Origin of the sequence: Mycolicibacterium helvum (assembly GCF_010731895.1) — a bacterium.
Taxonomy (GTDB): Bacteria; Actinomycetota; Actinomycetes; order Mycobacteriales; family Mycobacteriaceae; genus Mycobacterium; species Mycobacterium helvum.
On record NZ_AP022596.1, the window covers coordinates 5,399,895 to 5,420,248 of the forward strand.

Genomic DNA, 20,354 nt, shown 5'->3' on the forward strand with positions numbered 1-20,354 from the left:
TTCGCGTTCGTTGCGGCGGCACGTACCGGATCGTAAAGCGCCGCGTGGCGTTGTGCTCGGGCACAGGGTTTTCAAAGTTGGTTTTAGGCTGCGGTCCATTGTCGGCGCCAACCTCGATTCCGCATGCTGGCTGCTATGGAAAACGGTTCGAAGCAGACGATCGTTCTCATCCACGGGCTGTGGATGACACCGTTGGCTTGGGAGGATTGGGTGGCGCGTTATCGCGCCCGCGGTCATGACGTGGTGACGCCGGGCTACCCCGGTGTCGCTCCCGGGCCGGCCGGGGTCACAGCATTGCGCGAAGACCCCACACCCCTGGCTGAACTCGGGGTGCGGGAGGTCTTCGATCACCTCGCCGCGATCATCGATGAACTTGCCGAACCGCCGATATTGATGGGCCACTCGTTTGGCGGCACCTTCGTGCAGTTGCTCCTTGACGTCGGTTACGGGCGAGCCGGCGTGTCCATCGACGGTGCCGCTGTCAAAGGCGTTAAGGCGCTGCCATTCTCGGAAATCCGTTCCACGTTCCCGGTGCTGAAAAACCCCGCCAATGTGCACCGCGCAGTGCCCATCACAGCACCGGAATTTCACTACGCGTTTACCAACACGCTCGCTGAATCAGATTCTAGAATCGCTTATGAGCGTTACGCCGTTCCGGTACCGGGGCGGATCTTGTTCCAGGGTGGACTGGCCAACTTCACGCACAACGCTGCGACCACCTACAACTTCGCCAACGACGACCGTGCGCCGCTGCTGTTCATCGCCGGCGGCCGCGATCACATCCTCCCGCCCGCGGTGCAGCACGAGAACTACACGAAAAACGCCAAACACTCGTCTGCGATCACCGCCTACAAGTTGTTCCCCCAGCGAGACCACTTCACTTGCGGCGCGGCGGGATGGGAAGAAGTCGCCGACTTCGCCTTGACTTGGGCGCTAAACCCCCTGCGCGGCGAACTCGACTGACCCTTTCTGTAACTTCTTTACGAAAGCAACGACCACCGATGACCACAGTGCGCGACGCCATCCTTGACTTGTTCCGCTCACACAATCTGACCACCTGGTTCGGCAACCCCGGATCGTCTGAATTGGCTCTGCTGCAAGACTTTCCCGACGACTTCCGGTACTTCCTCGGCCTGCAGGAGATGATTCCGGTCGGGATGGCCGACGCCTATGCACAAGTTACCCGGCGTCCCGCCGTGGTCAACTTGCATACCGCCCCCGGAATGGGTAACGCGCAAGGCCAGATCTATAACGCGTACGTCAACAAGACACCCCTGATCATCACCGCGGGCAACCAGCGCCGCAACATGCAGAACCAGTACTGCCTGCTCACCAACCACGAACCGACGACGGTGCCCAAGCCGTTCATCAAGTGGGCGGCCGAACCCTCCATCGCCAGTGAAGCCCCGGCGGTGCTGGCCCGCGCGATCCACCTCGCCACCACACCGCCAATGGGACCGGTTTTCATCTCGCTCCCGATGGACGACATGCCCCTCGAACTGACCGACGACCAAGTCGCCGATACCAAGGTCGTGCGCGAGCGCACCGTGACCCACGCGACGGGTTTCCCGACAGAGTTGGCCGAACAAGTCGCCGCACGATTAGACGCCGCCACGTCGCCGGTGATCGTCGTCGGCGGTGACATAGACCGCTACGACGCATACGAGGCGGTGATCGCACTGGCAGAACGCGCCGAATCGCCGGTGTTCACCGCCCCCTTGACCGGCTGGAGCGGATTCCCGGAGAATCACCGGCTCTATCACGGCGCGCTGCCACCGGGTGCGGGCTGGATCTCGCAGATTCTCGCCGGGCACGACCTGATTCTCGCGATCGGGACCTCGGTGTTCCGCTACTACCCACAGGTGCCGGGGCCGTACCTGCCCGAGGGGGCGAGCTTGATCCACATCACTAACGATCCCGATGAGGCGGCCCGCGCCCCCATCGGGGACGCGATCGTCGCCGACGTCCGCACAGCAGCCCAGGCTCTGGCAACGACGGTGAAACCAACCCACCGCTCCGCCCCCACACCGCGCGCCGCGGTCCCCAAACAGGTATCGGCGCCGGTGCCGCTCAGACCCGAGGATCTGTGGACGGCCGTCGGTCACGCCGCACCCGATGACACGCTGTGGGTCAGCGAAGCCGGCAGTAACGAGATCCCCATGACCGACAGCATCCGTCCGGGCAATCCGCTGTCGCATCTGTCCGCGGCAGGCGGCGGACTCGGCTGGGGCCTACCCGCATCGGTGGGTGCCCAAATCGCGGCGCCGGATCGGCCGGTGGTCGCGCTCATGGGCGACGGCTCGATGCATTACGCAATTACCGCGCTGTGGAGCGCGGCGCGATACAAGATTCCGGTCACCGTGGTCGTGGCGTCCAATGCCGAGTACGGCGTGGTCAAAGAATTCGGAGTCTGGGAGAAGACCCCGAACGTCCCCGGACTCGATATCCCCGGCCTCGACATCGTAGGAACCGCGGCCAGCTACGGCGTCGACGCCCACGAAGCACACAGCTCCGACGAGGTATTCGAGTTGGTCAAGGCGGGCATCGCCGACCGCGACCGACCTACCCTGATCAACGCGCGCACCACACCTGTCTCGGGCGGATTCGGCGGCTAGGAGAATGGCAATGGAAGGCCCGATCGTATCAGCGTTTGCTGCGGCCTTAGGTAGCCCCGACGCGGTGGCCACTGACGCCGCCACTCTGTCCGAAAATGGCAAAGACTATTGGGGTTTCGGTCAACAGCCCGGTCTGGTACTACGCCCACAAACCCGCGACGAGGTCGTCGCAATTGTGAAAGTCGCTGCTGAACAAAATGTCTCGTTGGTCACCCGCGGGGGCGCGTCGAATTGCAGCGCCGGAGTCATGGCCGGTTCGGACCGTGTGGTGATCGACATGACGAAGATGAATCAGGTTCTCGACATCGACCCGGTAGCTCGCACCGCCCGGGTTCAGCCCGGCGTCATCAATTCCGATCTGCAGGAGCGGTTAGCCCCGCACAAGCTGGTTTTCTCACCCGACCCCGTCTCGGCACATCTGGCAACTGTCGGCGGCAACATCATTGAAAACGCCGGTGGCCCACACGCTCTCAAGTACGGCGTCACCTACAACCACGTCGTGGCCGTGGAAGCGGTCCTCGCCGACGGTTCGGTAGTCCAGTTCAGCGCCGACGACGACGGCCCTGATCTGCTGGGCGTGCTCGTCGGGTCGGAGGGCACCCTGGCCATCCTCACCGAGGCCACCGTGGCGTTGCGACCCATCCCGCCGGTCACCCGCAGCCTGATGGGCAGCTTCAACACAGCCCGGGAGGCGGCCGAAACCATCGCCGCGATCATTCAGACAGGTACCGTGCCCGCAGCGGTCGAATGGCTCGACCGCGTCGGTATCGCTGGACTGCAGCAGTTCACCGACACCGGCTATCCCGCCGATGCCGACGCGATCGTGCTCATCGACGTCGACGGCTCTGCCGACGAGGTTGACCGCGACGCCGCGATCGTGGACAAAGTGCTGCGGCAAAACGCCGTTGAGGTGCGTCACGCCGATGACGACGACGCCCGAGCGAAGCTGTGGTATGGGCGCCTGCATGCCCCCGACGCCGTCGTGCGAAGCGGCAAAGGCTTTTTCATCGGCGACGTCACCGTTCCCCGGCAACACATACCGGAGATGCAGCAGGCAATCCAGGATACCGCCAAGCGGCACTCCGACGCGCTGCTGTTCATCGCCGTGACCGGGCACGCCGGCGACGGCGACCTGCACCCGACCACGTTCTACGATAAGGAAAACCCCAACGCGGCCGCCGCGTTGGAGGCCGCGAACAACGAAATCATCGAAGCGGCACTGCAGTTGGGTGGCACCATCACCGGCGAGCACGGTGTCGGAACCGAGAAGATCCAGTTCATGACCAAACGCTTCACCCCAGTGGAGATCGCGGCCCAGCGCGTCCTCAAGCAGGTCTTCGATCCCGCGCAGCGCTTCAATCCCGGCATCATGCTGCCCGACGTGTCGCCGGAGGAACCCGCGCTACCCTCCTTCGAGGCCGCGGTGCGCACTGCCCTCGACCGCCACCCGGGTTCAGCCACGCAAGCCGATGGTGACGACAGCTCAGTCGAGGTGAACACCGGCAACTTGAACCTGGTGGTCGGTGCCGCAGTCACCCTCGATGCACTATCGAAGAAACTTGACCAGGAAGGCGTGACATGCCCCGCCATCCCAACCGAGAAAACTGAACGCACCGTCGGCGAACTTATCGCCAATGCGACGGGTGAGGAACGCCTAGCGGTGCGCCACGGGCTGCTCGGCGTCGACGTCGTCCTGCCTGACGGCGCCGCCGCGGCCCGCTTCGGCGGGCAGAACATGAAAGACGTTGCCGGCTACGACACCAAACGCCTATTCATTGGCGGCAACAATGCATTCGGAACGATCACCAGCGCTGTCTTTAAGATTACGGTCGCCCGGTGACACCGCAACTGAGATAGGGCGGACTCATGTCCTGGCAGATGCAGGCCATCGCTACCTACGGGCGCCTCATACGTCGACCCCGCACCTACGCAACACCTCAAAGCGCACGCGCCTACCTCAATCGGCCCAAGAGCGCCAGTGGACCGCCCTCGCAACTGGCCACGTCCGCTCGTCACCAGGTGACCCGCGATGATATCGACGGGTTCGACTGCTACACAGTGCACTCCAGCAACAGCGAGACCATTGCTGCCGACCTCTATACGGGCTCGCGCCGCAACACTGCGCTGAAGAAGCGATCGACTTGCTTGGCAAAGTGATGGACCGAGCGGCACAACACGGGCCTATCTACGTCGCTGGCGACTCCTCCGGAGCAGGGCTGGCCCAAACGGTTATCGTCGCCGGAGCCACCTCGCCCCTTGGACTGACCCTGATCAGTCCCTGGCTCGACATCGCACTCACCAATCCCGCCATCGCCACTATCGCCAAGCGCGACCCGTGGCTCGCGGTTCCCGGGCTGCGCGAATGCGGTCGTGTGTGGGCCAGACAACTACCGGCGGATGACAACCGAGTTAGCCCCATTCACGTTGAGCTGCATAACCTTCCACCAATCGACCGCTACGTCGGTGACCGCGACATCTTCGTCGCCGACTGCCGTCATTATCTCAAGTAGGAAACCTTGATGAGCCGCACAGTCGCCTTCCCACGCACGTCCACAGCTGATGGCGTGCGCTTCACAACGCTAGTGGCGCTGCCCAATCTGGCTGAAGGCCTGTTCAGTCGCCGGCCGAGAGTGACCGCTGCGCTGAACCGAGTCGGTGTTGCCCGCCGCGCCCACCGACTCCTCACCGCACTGCATCATCGCTACGGCGACGGACCTATGTGGGTAAACGTGGCAGGAAAGCCGACATTGCTTGTATTCGGCCCCGATCAGATCCGCTTCGCTTTCTCCCACGCGCCAGAGCCATTCGCCTCCGACCCCGAACCCAAGCTCTCAGGGATGAACAAATTTCAGCCGCACGCCCTGACCATATCCCGGGGCAGCCATTGGTCCGACCGCCGGCGATTCACCGACGCCGTCCTAGCACGTGCCACCGGCAGCGGCGCAATCGCGAACCGATGCGACACCGTCGCTCACGAGGAAGCCCTGTCGATCCCCGACAATAGTGACTGGCCACAGTTTCACGCCGTAATACAACGCATTTCACGGCGGATCATCCTCGGTGACAGCGCTGCCGACGACGAATTAATCTCGGCACAACTGGCAACGCTTATGACTAAAGCCAACCCTCCGGGAAAGGGTGACCCCAAGCTTCTCAGCACATTCCTAGCGGCACTAGACCGTTATGTACAAGCCGCAGAAGCCAACAGTCTGGTCGGACAATTCGCCGCGGCACCCGCGAGCGCCATAACCCATCCGACCCACCAAGTCATTCACTGGATGTTCGCGATGGGTGACACCCTGGCCATCAACCTCTGGCGTTGTCTGGCGCTGCTGGCCGCCCACCCTGCCGTTCTCGCGAAGGCACAGAACGAAGTTGACGAACATACTGGCCCTGACTACCTTGTCGGCTGCCTATCCGAAGCGATGCGCCTATGGCCCAGCACGCCGGTACTGGCGCGAACCCTGACGCGGGCAGCGGAATGGGACGGCGCGACCGTTCCCGAAGGAACACAAGTCATGATCGTCAATAGCTTCAACCACCGCGACACCAACCGATACTCCGAGGCCGACCACTTCGATCCCACCGCCTGGACCGAAGGATCTGCTCGATCCTCTTGGTTATTTAACTTCTTCAGTCACGGCCCGCAAGGATGTCCTGGAGCCGACCTTGCCGTGCAACTCGGCGCCGTCGTCCTGACAGCCCTACTGCGCAAGGGAAGCCCGGCTGCTGCCGGTGTCAAACTCAACCCACACGATCCGTTGCCCTTGACGTTTGACCACTCACGCCTGCAGATTCGATTGACACCTCGATAACGGGACACGCATCCAGAGCTTGGAGGACCGATGCCGGAATGAGCCCTGTCGCGGAATTCGACTTCGTCATCGTGGGAGCAGGCAGCGCGGGCTGCCTGCTTGCGAACCGGCTCAGCGCCAACCCTGATCGTCGGGTGCTCCTGGTTGAGGCCGGCGGCAAAGACGACTGGTTCTGGATCAAGGTGCCGGTGGGTTATCTGTACACCATCGCCAACCCCCGCACCGACTGGTGTTTCACGACCGAGGCTGACCCAGGCCTGGCCGGCCGCAGCATCCACTACGCGCGGGGCCGAGTGGTCGGCGGCTGCTCGTCGATCAACGCGATGATCCACATGCGCGGACAATCCAGCGACTACGAGTTGTGGGCGCAGGCCACCGGTGACGAGCGGTGGCTTTGGGGTGGCTTGAACTCCCCCGGTGAGACGCTGGCGATCTACAAAGACCTGGAAAACTACTTCGGCGGTGCCAACGAGTGGCACGGTGTTGAAGGTGAGATCCGCGTCGAGCGGCCGCGTGTGCGCTGGAAGATTCTGGACGCCTGGCAGTCCGCCGCCGCCGAGATCGGCATTGCCCCGATCGATGAGTTCAATCGAGGCGACAACGCCGGCAGTGCGTACTTTCATGTCAATCAACGGCGTGGCCGTCGGTGGTCGATGGCTGATGCTTTTCTGCATCCCGTCGCCGACCGTCCCAATCTCACCCTCTACACGCAGACGCAGGCCTTGCAGATTCTGCTGGACGACCAGGTCCACGAGAACCAGCGTCGCGGTGCCTGGACCACGGCGCAGCAACGCGTCACCGGCCTGCGGCTGCTCAAAGGGGGCCACATCGTTGAGGTCCGAGCCCGCCGGGAGTTGATCCTGAGCGCCGGAGCTATTGGCTCGCCGCATTTGATGCAGGTCTCGGGTCTGGGTCCGGCCGGCCTGCTTGCCCAGCATCAAGTGCCAGTGCTCGTCGATCTACCGGGAGTGGGCGAGAACCTCCAAGACCACCTGCAGCTTCGAACGGTCTACCGGGTCGAGGGTGCCCCAACCGTTAATACGCTGTACCGGAATTGGATCACCCGCGCGGGCATGGGACTTCAGTACCTACTGATGCGGTCAGGGCCCATGACCATGCCGCCTTCCACGCTGGGTGCTTTCGCCAAGAGCGACCCAGCGCTGGGCAGCCCCGATCTGGAGTGGCACGTTCAGCCCTTGTCGTTGCCGAAGTTCGGTGAACCCCTGCACCCCTTCGGAGCGATTACCCCCTCGGTCTGCAATTTGCGACCAAGCTCGCGTGGCCACGTGCGCATGGCCACTGCGGATCCACTGGCCAATCCGAAGATCCTTTGCAATTACCTGTCGACTGATACCGACCGTCAAACCGCGGTCATCGGCCTCCAGATGACCCGGCAGATCATGGCGGCGCCGGCTTTGGCCCGCTACCGCCCGCAAGAGATGCTTCCGGGCCCGCAACTGGCGAGCGACGATGAGCTGCAGCAGGCGGCCGGTGAGCTCGGCACGACTATCTTCCACCCGGTGGGCACCTGCGCGATGGGAGCCTTTGACGCACACGGTCGGCCGCGGTCACCCGCCACGGTGCTTGACACCGACTGCCGCGTTTACCGGGTCGCCGGCCTTCGAGTGGTCGATGCGTCAGCCATGCCCACCATCACTTCCGGCAATACCAATGCGCCGGTCATGCTCATCGCAGAGCGCGCAGCGCGGGCAATCGTGGGATAGGGCGGTTAACACCGGAACATCAGGCGGTGATAAGGCCGGAAAGCCATCGATACATGGCGGAGCCAAGGTGCCAGTCGGGGGATGTCGAACTGCTTGGGCCGGTCTACGAAAGCCCGTCACTGTGATCCCTCGAGACCTGGCTTCATGCGGTAATTCCGGACAGGATGGTGCGGGTTATTTGGTCTATTACGTTTTCGGGTAAGTCGGTGTCGGTCTCGGTCAATACGCTGAGCTGGTAGGCGAAGATCGGTCCGGCGATGGTCATGGCGATCACGTCGGTGTCTAGACCCTCTGGTATCTCGGCGCGGCCTCGTGCTCGTTCTATGAGCGCGCGGATCTGTTGGATGCGCGGGCCGAGAAGATGTTCGCGATAGAGCGCCAACAGCTCGGGGTTGCCGGCGATCTCGCCCATCGTGCGCATGAGAACCGTTGCCGCGGTCTTAGCTTCGGCGGGAACCAACGCCTCACGCACTAGATGACGAACGTCAGCGGCCACACTACCGTGATCGGCAACTATCGTGGCTTGGCCCATCAGCTGCAGAATCTCCTTGGTGACAGCAATTTTCGACGGCCACCGTCTGTAGAGAGATACCTTGCTGACGCCCGCGCGCGCGGCGATGGACTGCATGCTCATTTCCCGGAAGCCGTGATCAGTGAATTCCGCCAACGCCGCCTCGACGAGGGCGTGGTCGACTGCTTGACTGCGGGGTCGCCCGCGCCCACGGGACCGAAATTCAGCCATGGTGCGCCAACGTGGCCTTGGCCTCGATGCGGTCCATCGCTAGCTGTGCTTCCTCACCACGCAGGTGGCGGCGTAGCACGGACAGGTCGGCATCAATGCTGGGCAGCGTCTCCCCCGCGACCACGACCCGGTCGAGCCAGTCGAATACCGTCGAGTGAAGCACGGTCAACGCGCCCACTTGGCAGTGAGCAGCGGCCCAGCCCAAATCGAAACCGAAAACCCGCAATGTCGTCGGACCAGTCAGGTCCGCGGCGAACCGCAGGGCCGCAGCCGCGACGTCCTGATCGGTCTGTGTGAGCTCGGCCTCTCCATAGAGGAGCAGCATGGGCACATTTATCGAGCCAGCAAGATCGCCGATCGCGAATGGTCGCCACGACGCGATGAGCTCGTGGGGGCGCGTTTGGCCGAACATCGAGCGGAACCTATTCGTAAGTCCTCGTAACTGTGGGCTCGCGCGCTCCATGACGTGAAAAGCTAGGTCGAACAAGGCAACCGGCGCTTTCCGGAGGGGTTGAGGCCACACGGCATGCCAGGCCTGATACACATCGACAACCAGCCCATCGGCAATGCACGCCTTAATCCGCTCGTCGTAGGCTGTCGCTCTAACCGCCAGCGACGCGCCCAGCGAAGGCCCGAAGATCGCGAGGCGCTCGGGATCGACGTCGACCCGGTCAATCACATGGTCGATCACCGCTCGGACCGGCGCCTCAAAGTCGGGTCGTAGATATCGGCCGGGGTTGAGCTGCAAGGCGCTCCATTGCCCCGGCCCCTCGAACACCACGCAATTCCACCCGCGCGCAACCGCCGCGAACCCCAGCCAGTGCACCACCTCCTCATTGGTCGAATCACCGCCGTTGAGCACGATCAGCGTCGGGGCGCGCACGCCGGTCGTCAGGAAGTACCCGGGCAGGGCTGCTCCCTCGAACGGGATCGTCAGCACCTCGATCGGCGGATCGAACAACGTCGCCGCCCGCTCGAAACATGCTCGGCTCCAACGCAAATAGGAATCCAGCCGGGAATCTGACGCCGGTAGCGAGAACATCGCAGTCCGGTAGTAGTTACTTGCCCGCAAGTACGCCTGCCGAGCGGTGACCGGATGGTCGGCAGCTTCAGCGCTCTGATGCAGTTGCACTGCCAGCGCAGCCCACTCGCGCACCCAACTCTCGGTATCGCCGGTCTTGATCCGGTCGGCGACGAACAGACACTCGGCGGTTTCGGCACCGCCTGTCGCGGCGACCGACATCGTCCGCACCAGATTGAACGATTCGGAGCCGATGTCCATTGCCTGGATGCCGAAGTTGAGTCGCACATCGCCTCCCGGGGTTGACCACGCCCTGCCGATAATGTGAACGCTAGCGTACACAATATCGGTGACCGCGTCAGGTCACCCTCGCGCCAAGGCTGTCGCTACTGCGGAAATGGCAACGCCGGTGAGGCGGTCGGGATGTTGACCGTCTCGGTAAACGTGGGGATTTCGAGGTGCAGGTCCATATGCGGTGGGTCTCACGCGCTGTTTATGTAGCGATCGCTACGGTAAGTTGACTGGGGCTCCCGTCCAGGAGCAGTTCACGGCAAGGAGTCCGCGCGACAAGGATCTCGCCCTCGGCCTGGTCGACCGTCGGGTCGCTACGGGAATCTGCCGGGGATGGACACACTCTTGATTGAACAGGCGGTATCCGAACGATGATTGAAACTCCCACCCAGCAGGTTCTCATCGAGGCGGCGGGTATGGGGCTATCCGGACTTCTGGCAGTGCCGGACGATGCCCCGCGCGCCGTCATAGTCGCCCTGCACGGCGGTTCGGTCACGTCGGGCATCTACGGTGACATGATTCCCGGCGAGCCGTCCTTTCTCGAACTCGCTGCGGGTCTGGGCTTCACCGCCCTTGCGATCGATCGGCCCGGCTATGGATCGAGCACCGGGCTCGCTCCGGAGGGCACCACCTTCGATGCGCAGGTCATTGTTCTTCGGTCCGCGCTGGATCGAGTCTGGGAGCTCTACGGCGTCGGCTCGGCCGGAATCTTCCTGACCGGCAACTCGATTGGCGGAATGATCGCCCTCTGCCTTGCCGCTTCCGACCTCGATGCGCCGCTGCTCGGTGTCGCGACCCATGGAACCGGTCTGGGTTGGCTGTCCGGTGGCTTCGGGGATGTCTTACGAACCGCGCTGGACAACACTACAACTGACACCATCGATCCACGTGGCCGAAACACTGCGGTCTACGGGCCGCCATGGAGCTGGGATCCAGCAGCTGCCCCCCAGCTACGGAACGCCTCGGTGCCGGCGCCGGTGGGCGAACTGCGTGACGCACTCGAATGGCCGGACCGGCTGCGCCGGATCGCGCCAGCGGTGCAGGTGCCCGTTCGGATGGCGATTGCCGAGTACGACGACCGCTGGTCATCAGCTCCCGACCAGCTGCTGGAGATTGCGCGAATCTTCACCGCCGCACCGTTTGTCGACGTTCACCGTCAGCGCTTTGTGGGCCACCAGCTGTGCGCGAACTACGCCGCCCGCGGCTTCTACGAAAGTGAACTCGGCTTCGTCGAAGAGTGCCGCGTGCACAAGCTGAACGTTCCGACGCTGTAGGAGCTGTGCGACCGGCAGCGCCGACCGTCCCGTCAAACCCGTCACCGAAAATCTGGCCTCGCTACCTGGATTTACGGGACGTGCGACTCTCCCCTCAGTTCTGGCGAAGTCTCGCGTTGCCGGCACCGCGCCTGCGTTCCGCAAGAAGCAATCGCGCAGCGGCCTGGGTGACGGACCCCGCGTCAACTCTTGGTTGGCTGTGCCCTACGGCGCGACGCTCCCGTTCGCGCCGTAGGCTCACGGCGTGCGCAACGCGACCCTGGCCAGCGCCGCGTCAACGGCGGCGCTGACGGTGGGGCTGTCGACCTATGCAGCGTTGATCTTCGCCGGCATCGCGGTGGCGATCTACGACGTACGCCGGCACCGACGGGGCCGGGCGATCGCCGCCGCGGTGCTGGTCGGGGTGCTGACCCTGGTCGGGCTGGTTATCGCGATCATCAGCAGTGTCGCGTGAAGCGTCACAACGTGGCCGGTGCTGGCGACCGGTCGCGGCTCAGTCGCGGGGAGCACACGCCTTCGACATTCGACCGCTCATCACGCGAACACACGACCAGAGGTGGCGGCGCAGTACCCCGGCTTGGAGTGGTCTGGTCGGTGACACAATCGTGCGGTGATAGCTACCAGAACTGCCCGCCACGAGGAACTTTCGGCACTTCTGGCCTCATGCAGCGATTTTGAGCTCGCTGAGCTGATAGGCACCGGTCGAGTCATAAGCGTGGGTGTGGGTGGTGAATCGGGGATTGTCGACGTCGACAGCGTGCCGGTGTTCACCAAGCGGATCCCACTATCCGACCGCGAGGTCGCCAACCTGGGCTCCACAGCGAACCTGTTCGACCTACCGATGTTCTGCCAGTACGGTATGGGCGGACCGGGTTTCAACGCGTGGCGCGAGCTGGCCGCGAACATCATCGTCACCGACGCCGTTCTGGCCGGCGAGACGCAATCGTTCCCGATGCTCCACCACTGGCGGGTGCTACCTGGCCGGTCGCCGATCGCGGCCGAACACGCCGACATCGACAGCGTCGTCGCCGCCCAGGGCGGTTGTCCGGCCGTGCGGACCCGTCTCGAAGCCCTGACCGCCGCGACATGCAGTCTTGTGCTGTTCTGCGAGTACATCCCACACCCGATCGCGGACTGGTTGCGAGACAACCCGGCCGGTAAGGCCGTCACGGTTGAACGGCAGCTTTCGGAGATCGTGACGTTTCTGCGGAATCGGCAGTTGCTGCACATGGACGGACATTTCGGCAACATGCGCACCGACATGGAGCGGATCTATCTCACCGACTTCGGGCTGGCCATATCGCCGCAGTTCGAGCTGTCGGCCGCTGAACGCGACTTCGTTGCACGACACGTCACGCATGACGCCGGCTACGCCGCGATGCGACTGGTCGACTGGCTGGTGACCGATGTGTGCGGGATTCCGATTTTGCCCAATGCCGGCGGCACAGTCGCCCGTGAGTACATAGTCCAGTGCGCTGCTGGGCACATACCGGATGACGTGCCACCGATGGTCGCCGCGATCTTGAGCCGGCACGCACCCGCCGCCGCGAAGATGAACGCCTTCTACCGGAGCTTGTTCGACGGCGACCTCCACGCTGAGTACCCCGAGATATGAGGGAGTGCGAGTGGCTGCGACTGTCGCTCAGCTGAGGTGCAGTGGCTCCCGGACGGAACCGCCTGATATCGAGCTGGCCGGCCCGGATTGCGCCGCCCGCCGACGAGGTCGGCCCGGTCAGGGCGGTCAGTAGCGGGCAGGCCAGTTCTTCGAAGCCGTCAGGGATAGCGGAGGCGGGGACCACGGTCACGCCCAATCCCTGCGCCACGAGCCGCACCGCAGTGAAGATCTGTGACGCTCGGGCCACTGTGTGCGGGCTGGGGCCCTCGGTGGCGAGCAGGTGGGCGTCATCAGAAAACCCTGCTCGCTGGGCACGACGCGTGGCGGCGAGACTTCGAGGTTGTATCGGCTGACTACGCTTCGGGCATCCGCGCGCAAGTGCCTTGACGATTGGTGGGTCATGACGCAACGACTGTGGCTGGTCGATCTCGCACCCGCCGACGGGCAGGCGTTCCCGGCCAAGGCCTTGCTTGCCGCGCGCGCCAGCGAGGTGGCCTCGCTGCTAGGCCCCGGAGCCGCGGCTTGGGCGGTTGAACTCGGTGCCACCATGGCCGCCCACATCACCTCGGCGATCCCCGAGCTGGCGGTCGAGGTCGTCGCCACTGAGGTGCAAAGAGGATGTGAGGCCGTGGCACTCGGCACGCTGACCGCCCTCGCGCGCGACACCGACGTGACGTTCACGGTCATGCCGGAGGTACTCACTGGCCCGTTGGAGGTAGTGGCGCGCGGGATCGGCATTGAACACATGTTGCGCAGCATCCACGTCGCCCACGCCACCGCCACTCAGGTTCTCCTCGACGCGGCCGAACGGGTGGTGCCCGAGGCGCAGCGCTTCGCCGAGATGCGGCGGATCAACGATCTCCTGTTCGGCGTGGTCGACTTCCTGACGGCTCACATGTCGAACGAGTACGCCCGCGCGCACGACGCCTGGTTGACCAGCTCGACGGCGTTGCGGATGGAGATCGTCGAGGACATCCTGCGCGGCAACGAGATTCCCCTGGGACGGGCGGCCCGTGTGCTGGGATACGACCTGAGTCGCTGGCATCTCGCCGTCATCGCGTGGGCCGGTGATGTCGCACCGGCCGATCCGGCGCACTTGCACAAGGCAGCGGTCGATGTGTTGGCCGCTGCAGGTTGCGTCCCAACGCTGGTGTTACCAGTCGGCGCCCATCGCGTCTGGGCGTGGGGGTCGCGCACCACCCGCGCGCCGGTGCCTGCCGACGCGGCGGCGGTGGTGCCCGTGCCTGGCGTGCGAATCTCGACCGGGCTGGCCGGTGTCGGCGTCGACGGTTTTCGGCGCAGCCACTGGCAGGCCGGCCAGGCCGCCCGGATCGGGGCCATGTCGACCCGTGACGAGTGGCTCCTCCACTACGCCGACCTCGACGTCGTCGCGATGCTCAGCGAGGACCTCACCACCGCAAACGAATTCGTCATTCGCGAACTCGGCGAGCTGGCTGGGCCCGGTGACTCCGTCGCCGTGGTGCGCCACACCCTCAAGTGCTACCTCGACCGCGACCGCAGCCTGGCCCGTACGGCCGACGATCTCCACGTGGCGCGCAACACAGTGGCCTATCGAGTGCAGCGGGCCGAACAGTTGCGGGGCCGTCCCGCTTCCGAACGTCGCTTGCAGCTGCACGCCGCACTCACTCTCGCCGACGAGCTGGGCGGGGCGGTTCTGGCTAAGTGAACCTGAGGGGCGACGTTGCCCAACCGCGCAGCACACGACTGTCTCGCCGTCCTTGACGTCATCGCACCGACGACACCGTGCAGGACGCACCTGTGCAGGCGCGGCCGGAACGTCGCGACTGGAGCCTTAGGTACGCCCAGGGAACTCTGCTTGGACCCTAGTGCAAGGTGATGGGTGCGTTTTGGGATCCAACCCCAAGCTGGTCGGTGTCCGCGGGGCTTGACTTGCAGGCAAGCCCCCAACCGAGCCTGGGAGAAGGAGAGCGCATGGTCGTGTACCTGGTCCGCTACCGACACGAGAATCGGGTCAGCTGGGGCGTGCTCGACGGTTCGACGATCAGCCCCCTTGACGGAAACTACGACCGCACCGCCGACCTCATCGAACGCGGCGAATCTGATTGGCGCTCCGCCGCCACCACGCCGGGCCGTCTCGCCTTCGACGATGTCGAGGCGCTCTCGCCCGTGACCACTCCGTGCCGGGTGATGTGCCAGGGAGCCAACTATCGCCAGCACGCGATCGAATCCGGCATGGACCCCGACCGGCGAGCGTTCAACCTCTTCTTCGACAAGACCGACGCGTCCATCACCGGACCCCACGCAACCGTCACGCGCCCCGGCCACGTCGCACTGCTGGACTACGAGATCGAACTGGCCCTGGTCATGCGGCGAAGCGTCACCAAACCGACGACGATCAACAGCGAGGAACTCCCCGACTACGTCTTCGGGGTCACCATCGCCAACGACCTGTCCGCACGCGACGTACAGCTCCCCCAGGGGCAATTCCTCAAGGGCAAGAGCTACCGCGGCTTCTGCCCGACGGGACCGGTGCTGGCCGTTCTAGAACCTCACGACTTCCCCTTGCTCAACGACCTCGAGCTACGACTCAACGTCAACGGTGCACCGCGCCAACGGGACAACACCGCCAACATGGTCTATCGGCCCGCGGAAACGTTGACCGAACTAACCGAGTTCTGCGACCTCAGCCCCGGCGACCTACTCCTTACGGGCACTCCCCACGGCTGCACCGCGACATCCCCGCCCCCCTTGGTCCGCCGGCTCGCGACAGCGCTCCTGCCCGAAGACAAGTTGTGGGCGGCGTTCGTCAAGACGAACAAGCGCAAACCGTACCTGCAACCGGGGGACGTCGTCACAGCAGAGATAGCCAATTCGACGGGTTCACTCGACCTGGGCACTCAGCGGACCACCATCGCCGCCCCATCCGCCGGGGAAGGACACAACGCCTCATGAGCGCAACGCCCAGCCCGCTGCACCCCTCGACTCCCGAATCTGTCGATACCGACACCAGCTCAACGGATCTCAACGATCTGCCCGACGGCTTGGTACCCGACTTCATCGCGCACTGGGTGGTGAAGACCGCTCGCAGCGCTGAGATGATCGATTGGTACGGAACCGTCTTCGGCGCCCGAGTCGTCCACGAGGACGCACAGATCGCCTTCCTCACCTGGGACCGGGAAAGCCATCGACTCGCACTGGTGAAGCTGCCGCCACCCCTTCGTCACGTCTTTCCCCTGGCCCGACTCCGGCGCAAAACATATGGCATCGATCATTTGGCGTTCACCTTCACGTCCATCACGCGGCTGTTGCTGACCTACGAGCGGCTCAAGAAAGCGGGTATCACGCCGGTGTGGTCGATCAACCACGGTCCGACGACCAGTCTGTATTACGAGGATCCCGAGGGTATTCGGCTGGAATTCCAAACCGAGAACTTCGCCACAGCCCAGCAGACGGCCGACTACTTCAACAGCCAAGACTTCGCCGACAATCCCATCGGCGTCAACGTCGACCCCGACTACCTACTGGAACGGTTACGGGCAGGCGCGGAGGAACCCGACTTGCTCCGTCCGGGCGCCGGTACCCGGCCGGGGACCAAGCAGCGTTCCAACAAGCGGGCCATCACGTGGAAGACGTTGTAATTCATGGAGACTCATCCAGTAGTCATCGTCGGCGCCGGTGCCGCCGGCTGCACCCTCGCGCTGTTGCTGGCCCGCCGCGGCATACCGAGCACGATCGTGGATCAACGGACCGATACGCGGGTGCATCCCGCCGCGCACGTCATCAACGCGCGCACTTTGGAGATCTGGAATGAGGCGTCACCGAATCTGATACGCGCACTGGAGGCGATGACTCCCCCGATCGAGACGGTCAATGTCATTCGGTGGTGCACCGATGTACGCGCCGCATCATTGGGAGAGATCGATCTGCTCTCCCAGCCCGAACAGCTCGCCGAGGTGCGCTCACACAGTCCATTTCTCATCTCCCACATCGGCCAGCACCTGGTGATGCCGGCCCTGTGGGAGGCTCTCGAAGGCGAGGAGCTCATCGACTTCCGCCGCGGCTGGCGGGCCACGGCCGCCGTCGACGGTGGGGTTAGGCCCTCGCTCCGCCTGACCTCGCCGGAACGGACTCCGATCGAGACACACCCGCGCTACGTCATCGCCGCCGATGGCGCGAACAGTGCGCTGCGCGACGCGGCGGGCATCGCGATGAAGGGGCCCGCGCTCGCGAACATGGGTAGCGTCTTCTTCCACGCGCCTGGACTGTTTCGCGAGGGGGCGGACCGTCCGCTCCTTAGTTGGATCTATCACCCTCGGTTCAGTGGAGTCCTCATCGCGCACGCCGACGACGACTACGTCCTGATGACCCCGTATCTGCATCCGGCCCAGCGCATCGCGCGCGACAGCGTCGAGTTTTGGAACCGCCAGCTGCCCACCGTGATCGGCACGACCGACTACCGGATTCGCTCCACCGGAACCTGGACCATGACGTCACAGATGGCAGAGCTGTTCCGGCGCGGCCCGCTGCTCTTGATCGGCGATGCGGCACACCGCTTTCCGCACACCGGGGGGTTCGGCCTCAACAGCGGCGTTCAGGACGCCCACAACCTCGCGTGGAAGCTCGCGGCAGTACTCGACTCCGGGGCCCCAGATTCGCTTCTGGACACCTATGAGACCGAACGCCGGCCGGTGGTGATGCGCTTCGCTGAACAGAGCACGACCAATCACTTCAAGCTCGACGAGGTCACTGCGTTCCTCGGTATCACCAATCGGTCGTTGCACCAGGCCACCGAGATCATGGCGAAGCCGTGGCTGTCGTGGATTCCCGGCTGCGTGATGGCCGCGGTCGCCGAGGTACTGACCACCGCACAGACCTCACGGACCAAGCGACTCCTTCCGCAGAACGCCCGGGGTGCGCGAGCGCGGCGACGGATCGCCGAGGCGATCCCTGGCCAGCTGGAACACTTCGTGGCCAGCGGCCTGGAATTCGGCTACGCGTACGACGGTCCGCTCATCGACACCGCCACCGAGGGTCCGTGCCCCGACGGCGACGTATTCCGGTATTCACCCACCACACACCCCGGCGCCCGGCTACCGCACACACTCGTCCTCGACGACACCGGCGACCCGACCCCCGTTCATCACCTCGTCCAGTCCACCGGGCTGACGCTGTTCACCGCCGACGCCCATCGCTGGTCCACGACCCTGCGGCAGGCAGGTGTAGCCGTTCGGGTCGTGGTGATCCCACTTGTCGCGCCCAGTCCCGAAGACCGCGAGGCGATGCTGGGGCTCCTCGAAATCGGCGAGCACGGCGCCGTTCTCGTCCGTCCGGACGGTCACGTGGTGTGGCGCAGCCACGTCGGACCCGACACCCCCACCACCGATGAGCTCCGACGCTTCCTCGAACTCGAGTGGCTTGGTGTCTACAGCGTCTCGGATGACACGACGACATTCGCGCGATGACGGCATGTCTTGATTTCGTTTCACGGACATCGAGCCGATGTATTTGCAGCCTCGGTTGATCCATAGCGTTTGAGAGTCTTGCGGCACACGTTGTGGGCAGGAAGGCTCGACACGATCATGGCGCCCTCGGCTTCTTTCAGGCTGTGCTGGCGACCCAGTGTTGACAACTGAGGAGATCGGGCAATAATTGCCGATACCGTCAATTTAATGGCGCGCATGGGAGCCTGCGTTCATCGCGAAATCGACGCCGCTCGCCTCATGGGGGTGTAGTAAGTACGCGCGTTAGGGGAGCATGGGAATTAGTGGGGATTCAGAGTCGGTCGATGCGCTAGGTCGATCAACCGCCGAGACGAGTAGTGACACATCGGCTTCGGGAGCCTCCGCAATGGTGGAAGTCCTGCCGTCGACAGAGGTTGCGGAAGCATCGGTAGTGGTGCCGGCGGACGGTTCCAACGACCAGAGCCAAGCTGAGCCGGACTGGTGGGACCGTCAACTCCGCCTGAGGCGGTTCCTGCATGGCGGCGCGTTGGACGACGACTTCGACCACATCGAGTCGCTTCTTGAGAAGCGAAACCACACCCTTCGAGAATCGCTGAAGGATCTCACCGTCGAGTTTGGGCACGCTGGTCCGCAGATCCGCCCCGAAGCGCTATTTCGGCTTGCTGCGGTCGACCTGTTCGTGGAGAAGGCGCAGTCGGTGCTGTCGGCGCGAGCACGTCGGATGTCTCGCGCCGGATTCGCCGCTTCAATCACAGCAGTCCTATGCCTGGCGCTGCTTGCCGGATACATCGTGATTCATGCAAATGCGCAGCCGAGAGATGGCAAGGATCTTCTTCTCAACGAGCTCATTCTTCGGATCGTCACCGCCGTCTCCCTCGGAGCCGTGGTTCTCGTTGCCGTCAAGTACCTCATCTCTCTGGCGCGTTCGTTTTTCCACGAGAGTGTGACCCTGCTGTCGCGGCGCCATGCACTTCGATTCGGTCGTATGTACGTGTACCTGCACGATGGCGACATTGATCTAAAGGAACTTCGGAAGGTATTCGACTGGAATCGCGGCGGAGACTCGTCCTTTTTGGATATCAAAGCTGACGAAATTGGTAAGACTCCGTGGTCCGTTCTGGCTAAGGGCATCGGTGACGCGGTGGAGAAGGGATTCGAGAAGGGCGCTGACAAGCTCGCGAGCAAGATGCAGTCCAACGCAAACACAGATTCGAACAGAGATTCCAAGACTGTTGAGAACTAGCCTGGCGACAATTGGCTAGCCCGGGGGTGCTTTCCGTAGCCGAGAGCGGTCCTCCCCTAGTGCCGGCACCGCGTCGATGTTATCGCCGAAGCATCACGGCTGGTGCGGATGCACAAGCCATTCCTGGAGCCGCTGGGATTGACCTTCCCCCAGTATCTGGTGATGCTGGAGCTCCTCGGCGGTTCGCCTCGCTCCGTCGGAGAGCTAGGCTCCAAGCTCGGAATGGATACCGGCACGATCACGCCGCTTGTCAAGCGTCTCGAGCTGTCCGAGCTCATCACGCGCCGACGCGACACCCGTGACGAGCGCCGCGTCCTCGTCGACCTGACCCCCGGGGGCGAGGCGCTGCGCGAAAGGGTGTGGGCGGTTCCCGACCAGATCAAGACTGCGTGCCAGATATCCGACGACAAAGCCAAGGAACTGCGCGAGGCACTCGACGAGGTCGGCCGGGCGTGACCCAGTCAATCACCGAGCAGCGGTAAGAATCTGTTTCCTAACAGCAGCTTTCGTCACTACACCATCAGCTGTCACAACGACATCGAGAACGGATGTCAGACATCCTGTCTCGCG

At 63.9% G+C, this 20,354-nt stretch carries 17 protein-coding genes and 1 pseudogene; 15 read left to right on the forward strand and 3 right to left on the reverse strand.

Annotated elements, in window-relative coordinates; translation table 11 throughout:
* The first annotated feature begins 135 nt into the window (after positions 1-135).
* The 6 genes from G6N38_RS25355 to G6N38_RS25380 all read left to right on the forward strand — a co-directional run bounded on the left by G6N38_RS25355 (position 136) and on the right by G6N38_RS25380 (position 8,154).
* Positions 136-963, forward strand: a complete 828-nt coding sequence (locus G6N38_RS25355; RefSeq protein WP_163750823.1) for an alpha/beta hydrolase — start codon at positions 136-138, stop codon at positions 961-963.
* A gap of 38 nt (positions 964-1,001) precedes the next feature.
* Positions 1,002-2,615, forward strand: coding sequence for a benzoylformate decarboxylase (gene mdlC, locus G6N38_RS25360; RefSeq protein ID WP_163750825.1), 1,614 nt, complete (start codon positions 1,002-1,004; stop codon positions 2,613-2,615).
* A 10-nt stretch (positions 2,616-2,625) separates the two neighbouring features.
* Positions 2,626-4,455, forward strand: coding sequence for an FAD-binding oxidoreductase (locus G6N38_RS25365; RefSeq protein WP_246227435.1), 1,830 nt, complete (start codon positions 2,626-2,628; stop codon positions 4,453-4,455).
* Between the two features lie 301 nt (positions 4,456-4,756).
* On the forward strand, positions 4,757-5,125 hold the full coding sequence (locus G6N38_RS25370) for an alpha/beta hydrolase fold domain-containing protein (protein ID WP_246227436.1): 369 nt from the start codon (positions 4,757-4,759) through the stop codon (positions 5,123-5,125).
* 9 nt (positions 5,126-5,134) lie between these two features.
* On the forward strand, positions 5,135-6,430 hold the full coding sequence (locus G6N38_RS25375) for a cytochrome P450 (RefSeq protein WP_163750828.1): 1,296 nt from the start codon (positions 5,135-5,137) through the stop codon (positions 6,428-6,430).
* A gap of 38 nt (positions 6,431-6,468) precedes the next feature.
* Positions 6,469-8,154 carry a GMC family oxidoreductase gene (locus G6N38_RS25380; RefSeq protein ID WP_163750830.1) on the forward strand — a complete coding sequence of 562 codons (1,686 nt, stop codon included), beginning with the start codon at positions 6,469-6,471 and terminating at the stop codon, positions 8,152-8,154.
* 142 nt (positions 8,155-8,296) lie between these two features.
* Here the strand turns inward: G6N38_RS25380 and G6N38_RS25385 are convergent, their stop codons facing one another.
* The gene (locus tag G6N38_RS25385) at positions 8,297-8,821 is read right to left on the reverse strand and encodes a TetR/AcrR family transcriptional regulator (RefSeq protein ID WP_163750832.1); all 525 of its coding nucleotides are present in this window, start codon (positions 8,819-8,821) and stop codon (positions 8,297-8,299) included.
* A 67-nt stretch (positions 8,822-8,888) separates the two neighbouring features.
* Positions 8,889-10,205 (reverse strand): alpha/beta hydrolase family protein, encoded by a 1,317-nt coding sequence (locus G6N38_RS25390; protein ID WP_163750834.1) that lies wholly within the window; start codon positions 10,203-10,205, stop codon positions 8,889-8,891.
* A 374-nt stretch (positions 10,206-10,579) separates the two neighbouring features.
* Between G6N38_RS25390 and G6N38_RS25395 the strand changes: the two genes are divergently transcribed.
* The 3 genes from G6N38_RS25395 (at position 10,580) to G6N38_RS25405 (ending at position 13,097) form a co-directional block, all read left to right on the forward strand.
* Complete coding sequence (locus tag G6N38_RS25395) at positions 10,580-11,482, forward strand: alpha/beta hydrolase (protein WP_163750837.1); 903 nt, start codon at positions 10,580-10,582, stop codon at positions 11,480-11,482.
* A 244-nt stretch (positions 11,483-11,726) separates the two neighbouring features.
* On the forward strand, positions 11,727-11,936 hold the full coding sequence (locus tag G6N38_RS25400; RefSeq protein WP_163750838.1) for a hypothetical protein: 210 nt from the start codon (positions 11,727-11,729) through the stop codon (positions 11,934-11,936).
* A gap of 261 nt (positions 11,937-12,197) precedes the next feature.
* Complete coding sequence (locus G6N38_RS25405; protein WP_246227437.1) at positions 12,198-13,097, forward strand: serine/threonine protein phosphatase; 900 nt, start codon at positions 12,198-12,200, stop codon at positions 13,095-13,097.
* A 199-nt stretch (positions 13,098-13,296) separates the two neighbouring features.
* Here G6N38_RS25405 and G6N38_RS30405 read toward each other — a convergent pair.
* A pseudogene (locus G6N38_RS30405) lies at positions 13,297-13,506 on the reverse strand (LysR family transcriptional regulator); the annotation flags it as partial.
* Here G6N38_RS30405 and G6N38_RS25415 point away from each other — a divergent pair.
* The 6 genes from G6N38_RS25415 (at position 13,498) to G6N38_RS25440 (ending at position 20,240) form a co-directional block, all read left to right on the forward strand.
* Complete coding sequence (locus tag G6N38_RS25415; RefSeq protein ID WP_163750842.1) at positions 13,498-14,784, forward strand: PucR family transcriptional regulator; 1,287 nt, start codon at positions 13,498-13,500, stop codon at positions 14,782-14,784. The pseudogene G6N38_RS30405 and the gene G6N38_RS25415 overlap by 9 nt on opposite strands.
* Before the next feature lie 266 nt (positions 14,785-15,050).
* The gene (locus tag G6N38_RS25420) at positions 15,051-16,031 is read left to right on the forward strand and encodes a fumarylacetoacetate hydrolase family protein (protein ID WP_163750845.1); all 981 of its coding nucleotides are present in this window, start codon (positions 15,051-15,053) and stop codon (positions 16,029-16,031) included.
* Positions 16,028-16,717 (forward strand): VOC family protein, encoded by a 690-nt coding sequence (locus G6N38_RS25425; protein ID WP_163750847.1) that lies wholly within the window; start codon positions 16,028-16,030, stop codon positions 16,715-16,717. Before G6N38_RS25420 ends, G6N38_RS25425 begins: the two co-directional genes overlap by 4 nt.
* 3 nt (positions 16,718-16,720) lie before the next feature.
* Positions 16,721-18,541: an FAD-dependent monooxygenase gene (locus tag G6N38_RS25430; RefSeq protein WP_163750849.1), complete on the forward strand. Its 1,821-nt coding sequence runs from the start codon at positions 16,721-16,723 to the stop codon at positions 18,539-18,541.
* A gap of 385 nt (positions 18,542-18,926) precedes the next feature.
* Positions 18,927-19,784, forward strand: a complete 858-nt coding sequence (locus G6N38_RS25435) for a hypothetical protein (protein WP_163750851.1) — start codon at positions 18,927-18,929, stop codon at positions 19,782-19,784.
* Positions 19,785-19,892: 108 nt separating this feature from the next.
* A complete protein-coding gene (locus G6N38_RS25440) occupies positions 19,893-20,240 on the forward strand; it encodes a MarR family winged helix-turn-helix transcriptional regulator (protein ID WP_163752391.1) in 348 nt (115 codons plus the stop codon).
* The last annotated feature ends 114 nt before the right edge of the window (positions 20,241-20,354 follow it).

What these genes read in the sequence shown, in the direction of transcription:
- G6N38_RS25420 (WP_163750845.1), top strand. Translation starts at nt 15,051, where the DNA reads ATGGTCGTGTACCTGGTCCGCTACCGACACGAGAATCGGGTCAGCTGG.
- G6N38_RS25430 (WP_163750849.1), top strand. Translation starts at nt 16,721, where the DNA reads ATGGAGACTCATCCAGTAGTCATCGTCGGCGCCGGTGCCGCCGGCTGC.
- G6N38_RS25435 (WP_163750851.1), top strand. Translation starts at nt 18,927, where the DNA reads ATGGTGGAAGTCCTGCCGTCGACAGAGGTTGCGGAAGCATCGGTAGTG.
- G6N38_RS25375 (WP_163750828.1), top strand. Translation starts at nt 5,135, where the DNA reads ATGAGCCGCACAGTCGCCTTCCCACGCACGTCCACAGCTGATGGCGTG.
- G6N38_RS25425 (WP_163750847.1), top strand. Translation starts at nt 16,028, where the DNA reads ATGAGCGCAACGCCCAGCCCGCTGCACCCCTCGACTCCCGAATCTGTC.
- G6N38_RS25395 (WP_163750837.1), top strand. Translation starts at nt 10,580, where the DNA reads ATGATTGAAACTCCCACCCAGCAGGTTCTCATCGAGGCGGCGGGTATG.
- G6N38_RS25415 (WP_163750842.1), top strand. Translation starts at nt 13,498, where the DNA reads ATGACGCAACGACTGTGGCTGGTCGATCTCGCACCCGCCGACGGGCAG.
- G6N38_RS25380 (WP_163750830.1), top strand. Translation starts at nt 6,469, where the DNA reads ATGAGCCCTGTCGCGGAATTCGACTTCGTCATCGTGGGAGCAGGCAGC.
- G6N38_RS25365 (WP_246227435.1), top strand. Translation starts at nt 2,626, where the DNA reads ATGGAAGGCCCGATCGTATCAGCGTTTGCTGCGGCCTTAGGTAGCCCC.
- G6N38_RS25440 (WP_163752391.1), top strand. Translation starts at nt 19,893, where the DNA reads ATGCACAAGCCATTCCTGGAGCCGCTGGGATTGACCTTCCCCCAGTAT.
- mdlC (WP_163750825.1), top strand. Translation starts at nt 1,002, where the DNA reads ATGACCACAGTGCGCGACGCCATCCTTGACTTGTTCCGCTCACACAAT.
- G6N38_RS25355 (WP_163750823.1), top strand. Translation starts at nt 136, where the DNA reads ATGGAAAACGGTTCGAAGCAGACGATCGTTCTCATCCACGGGCTGTGG.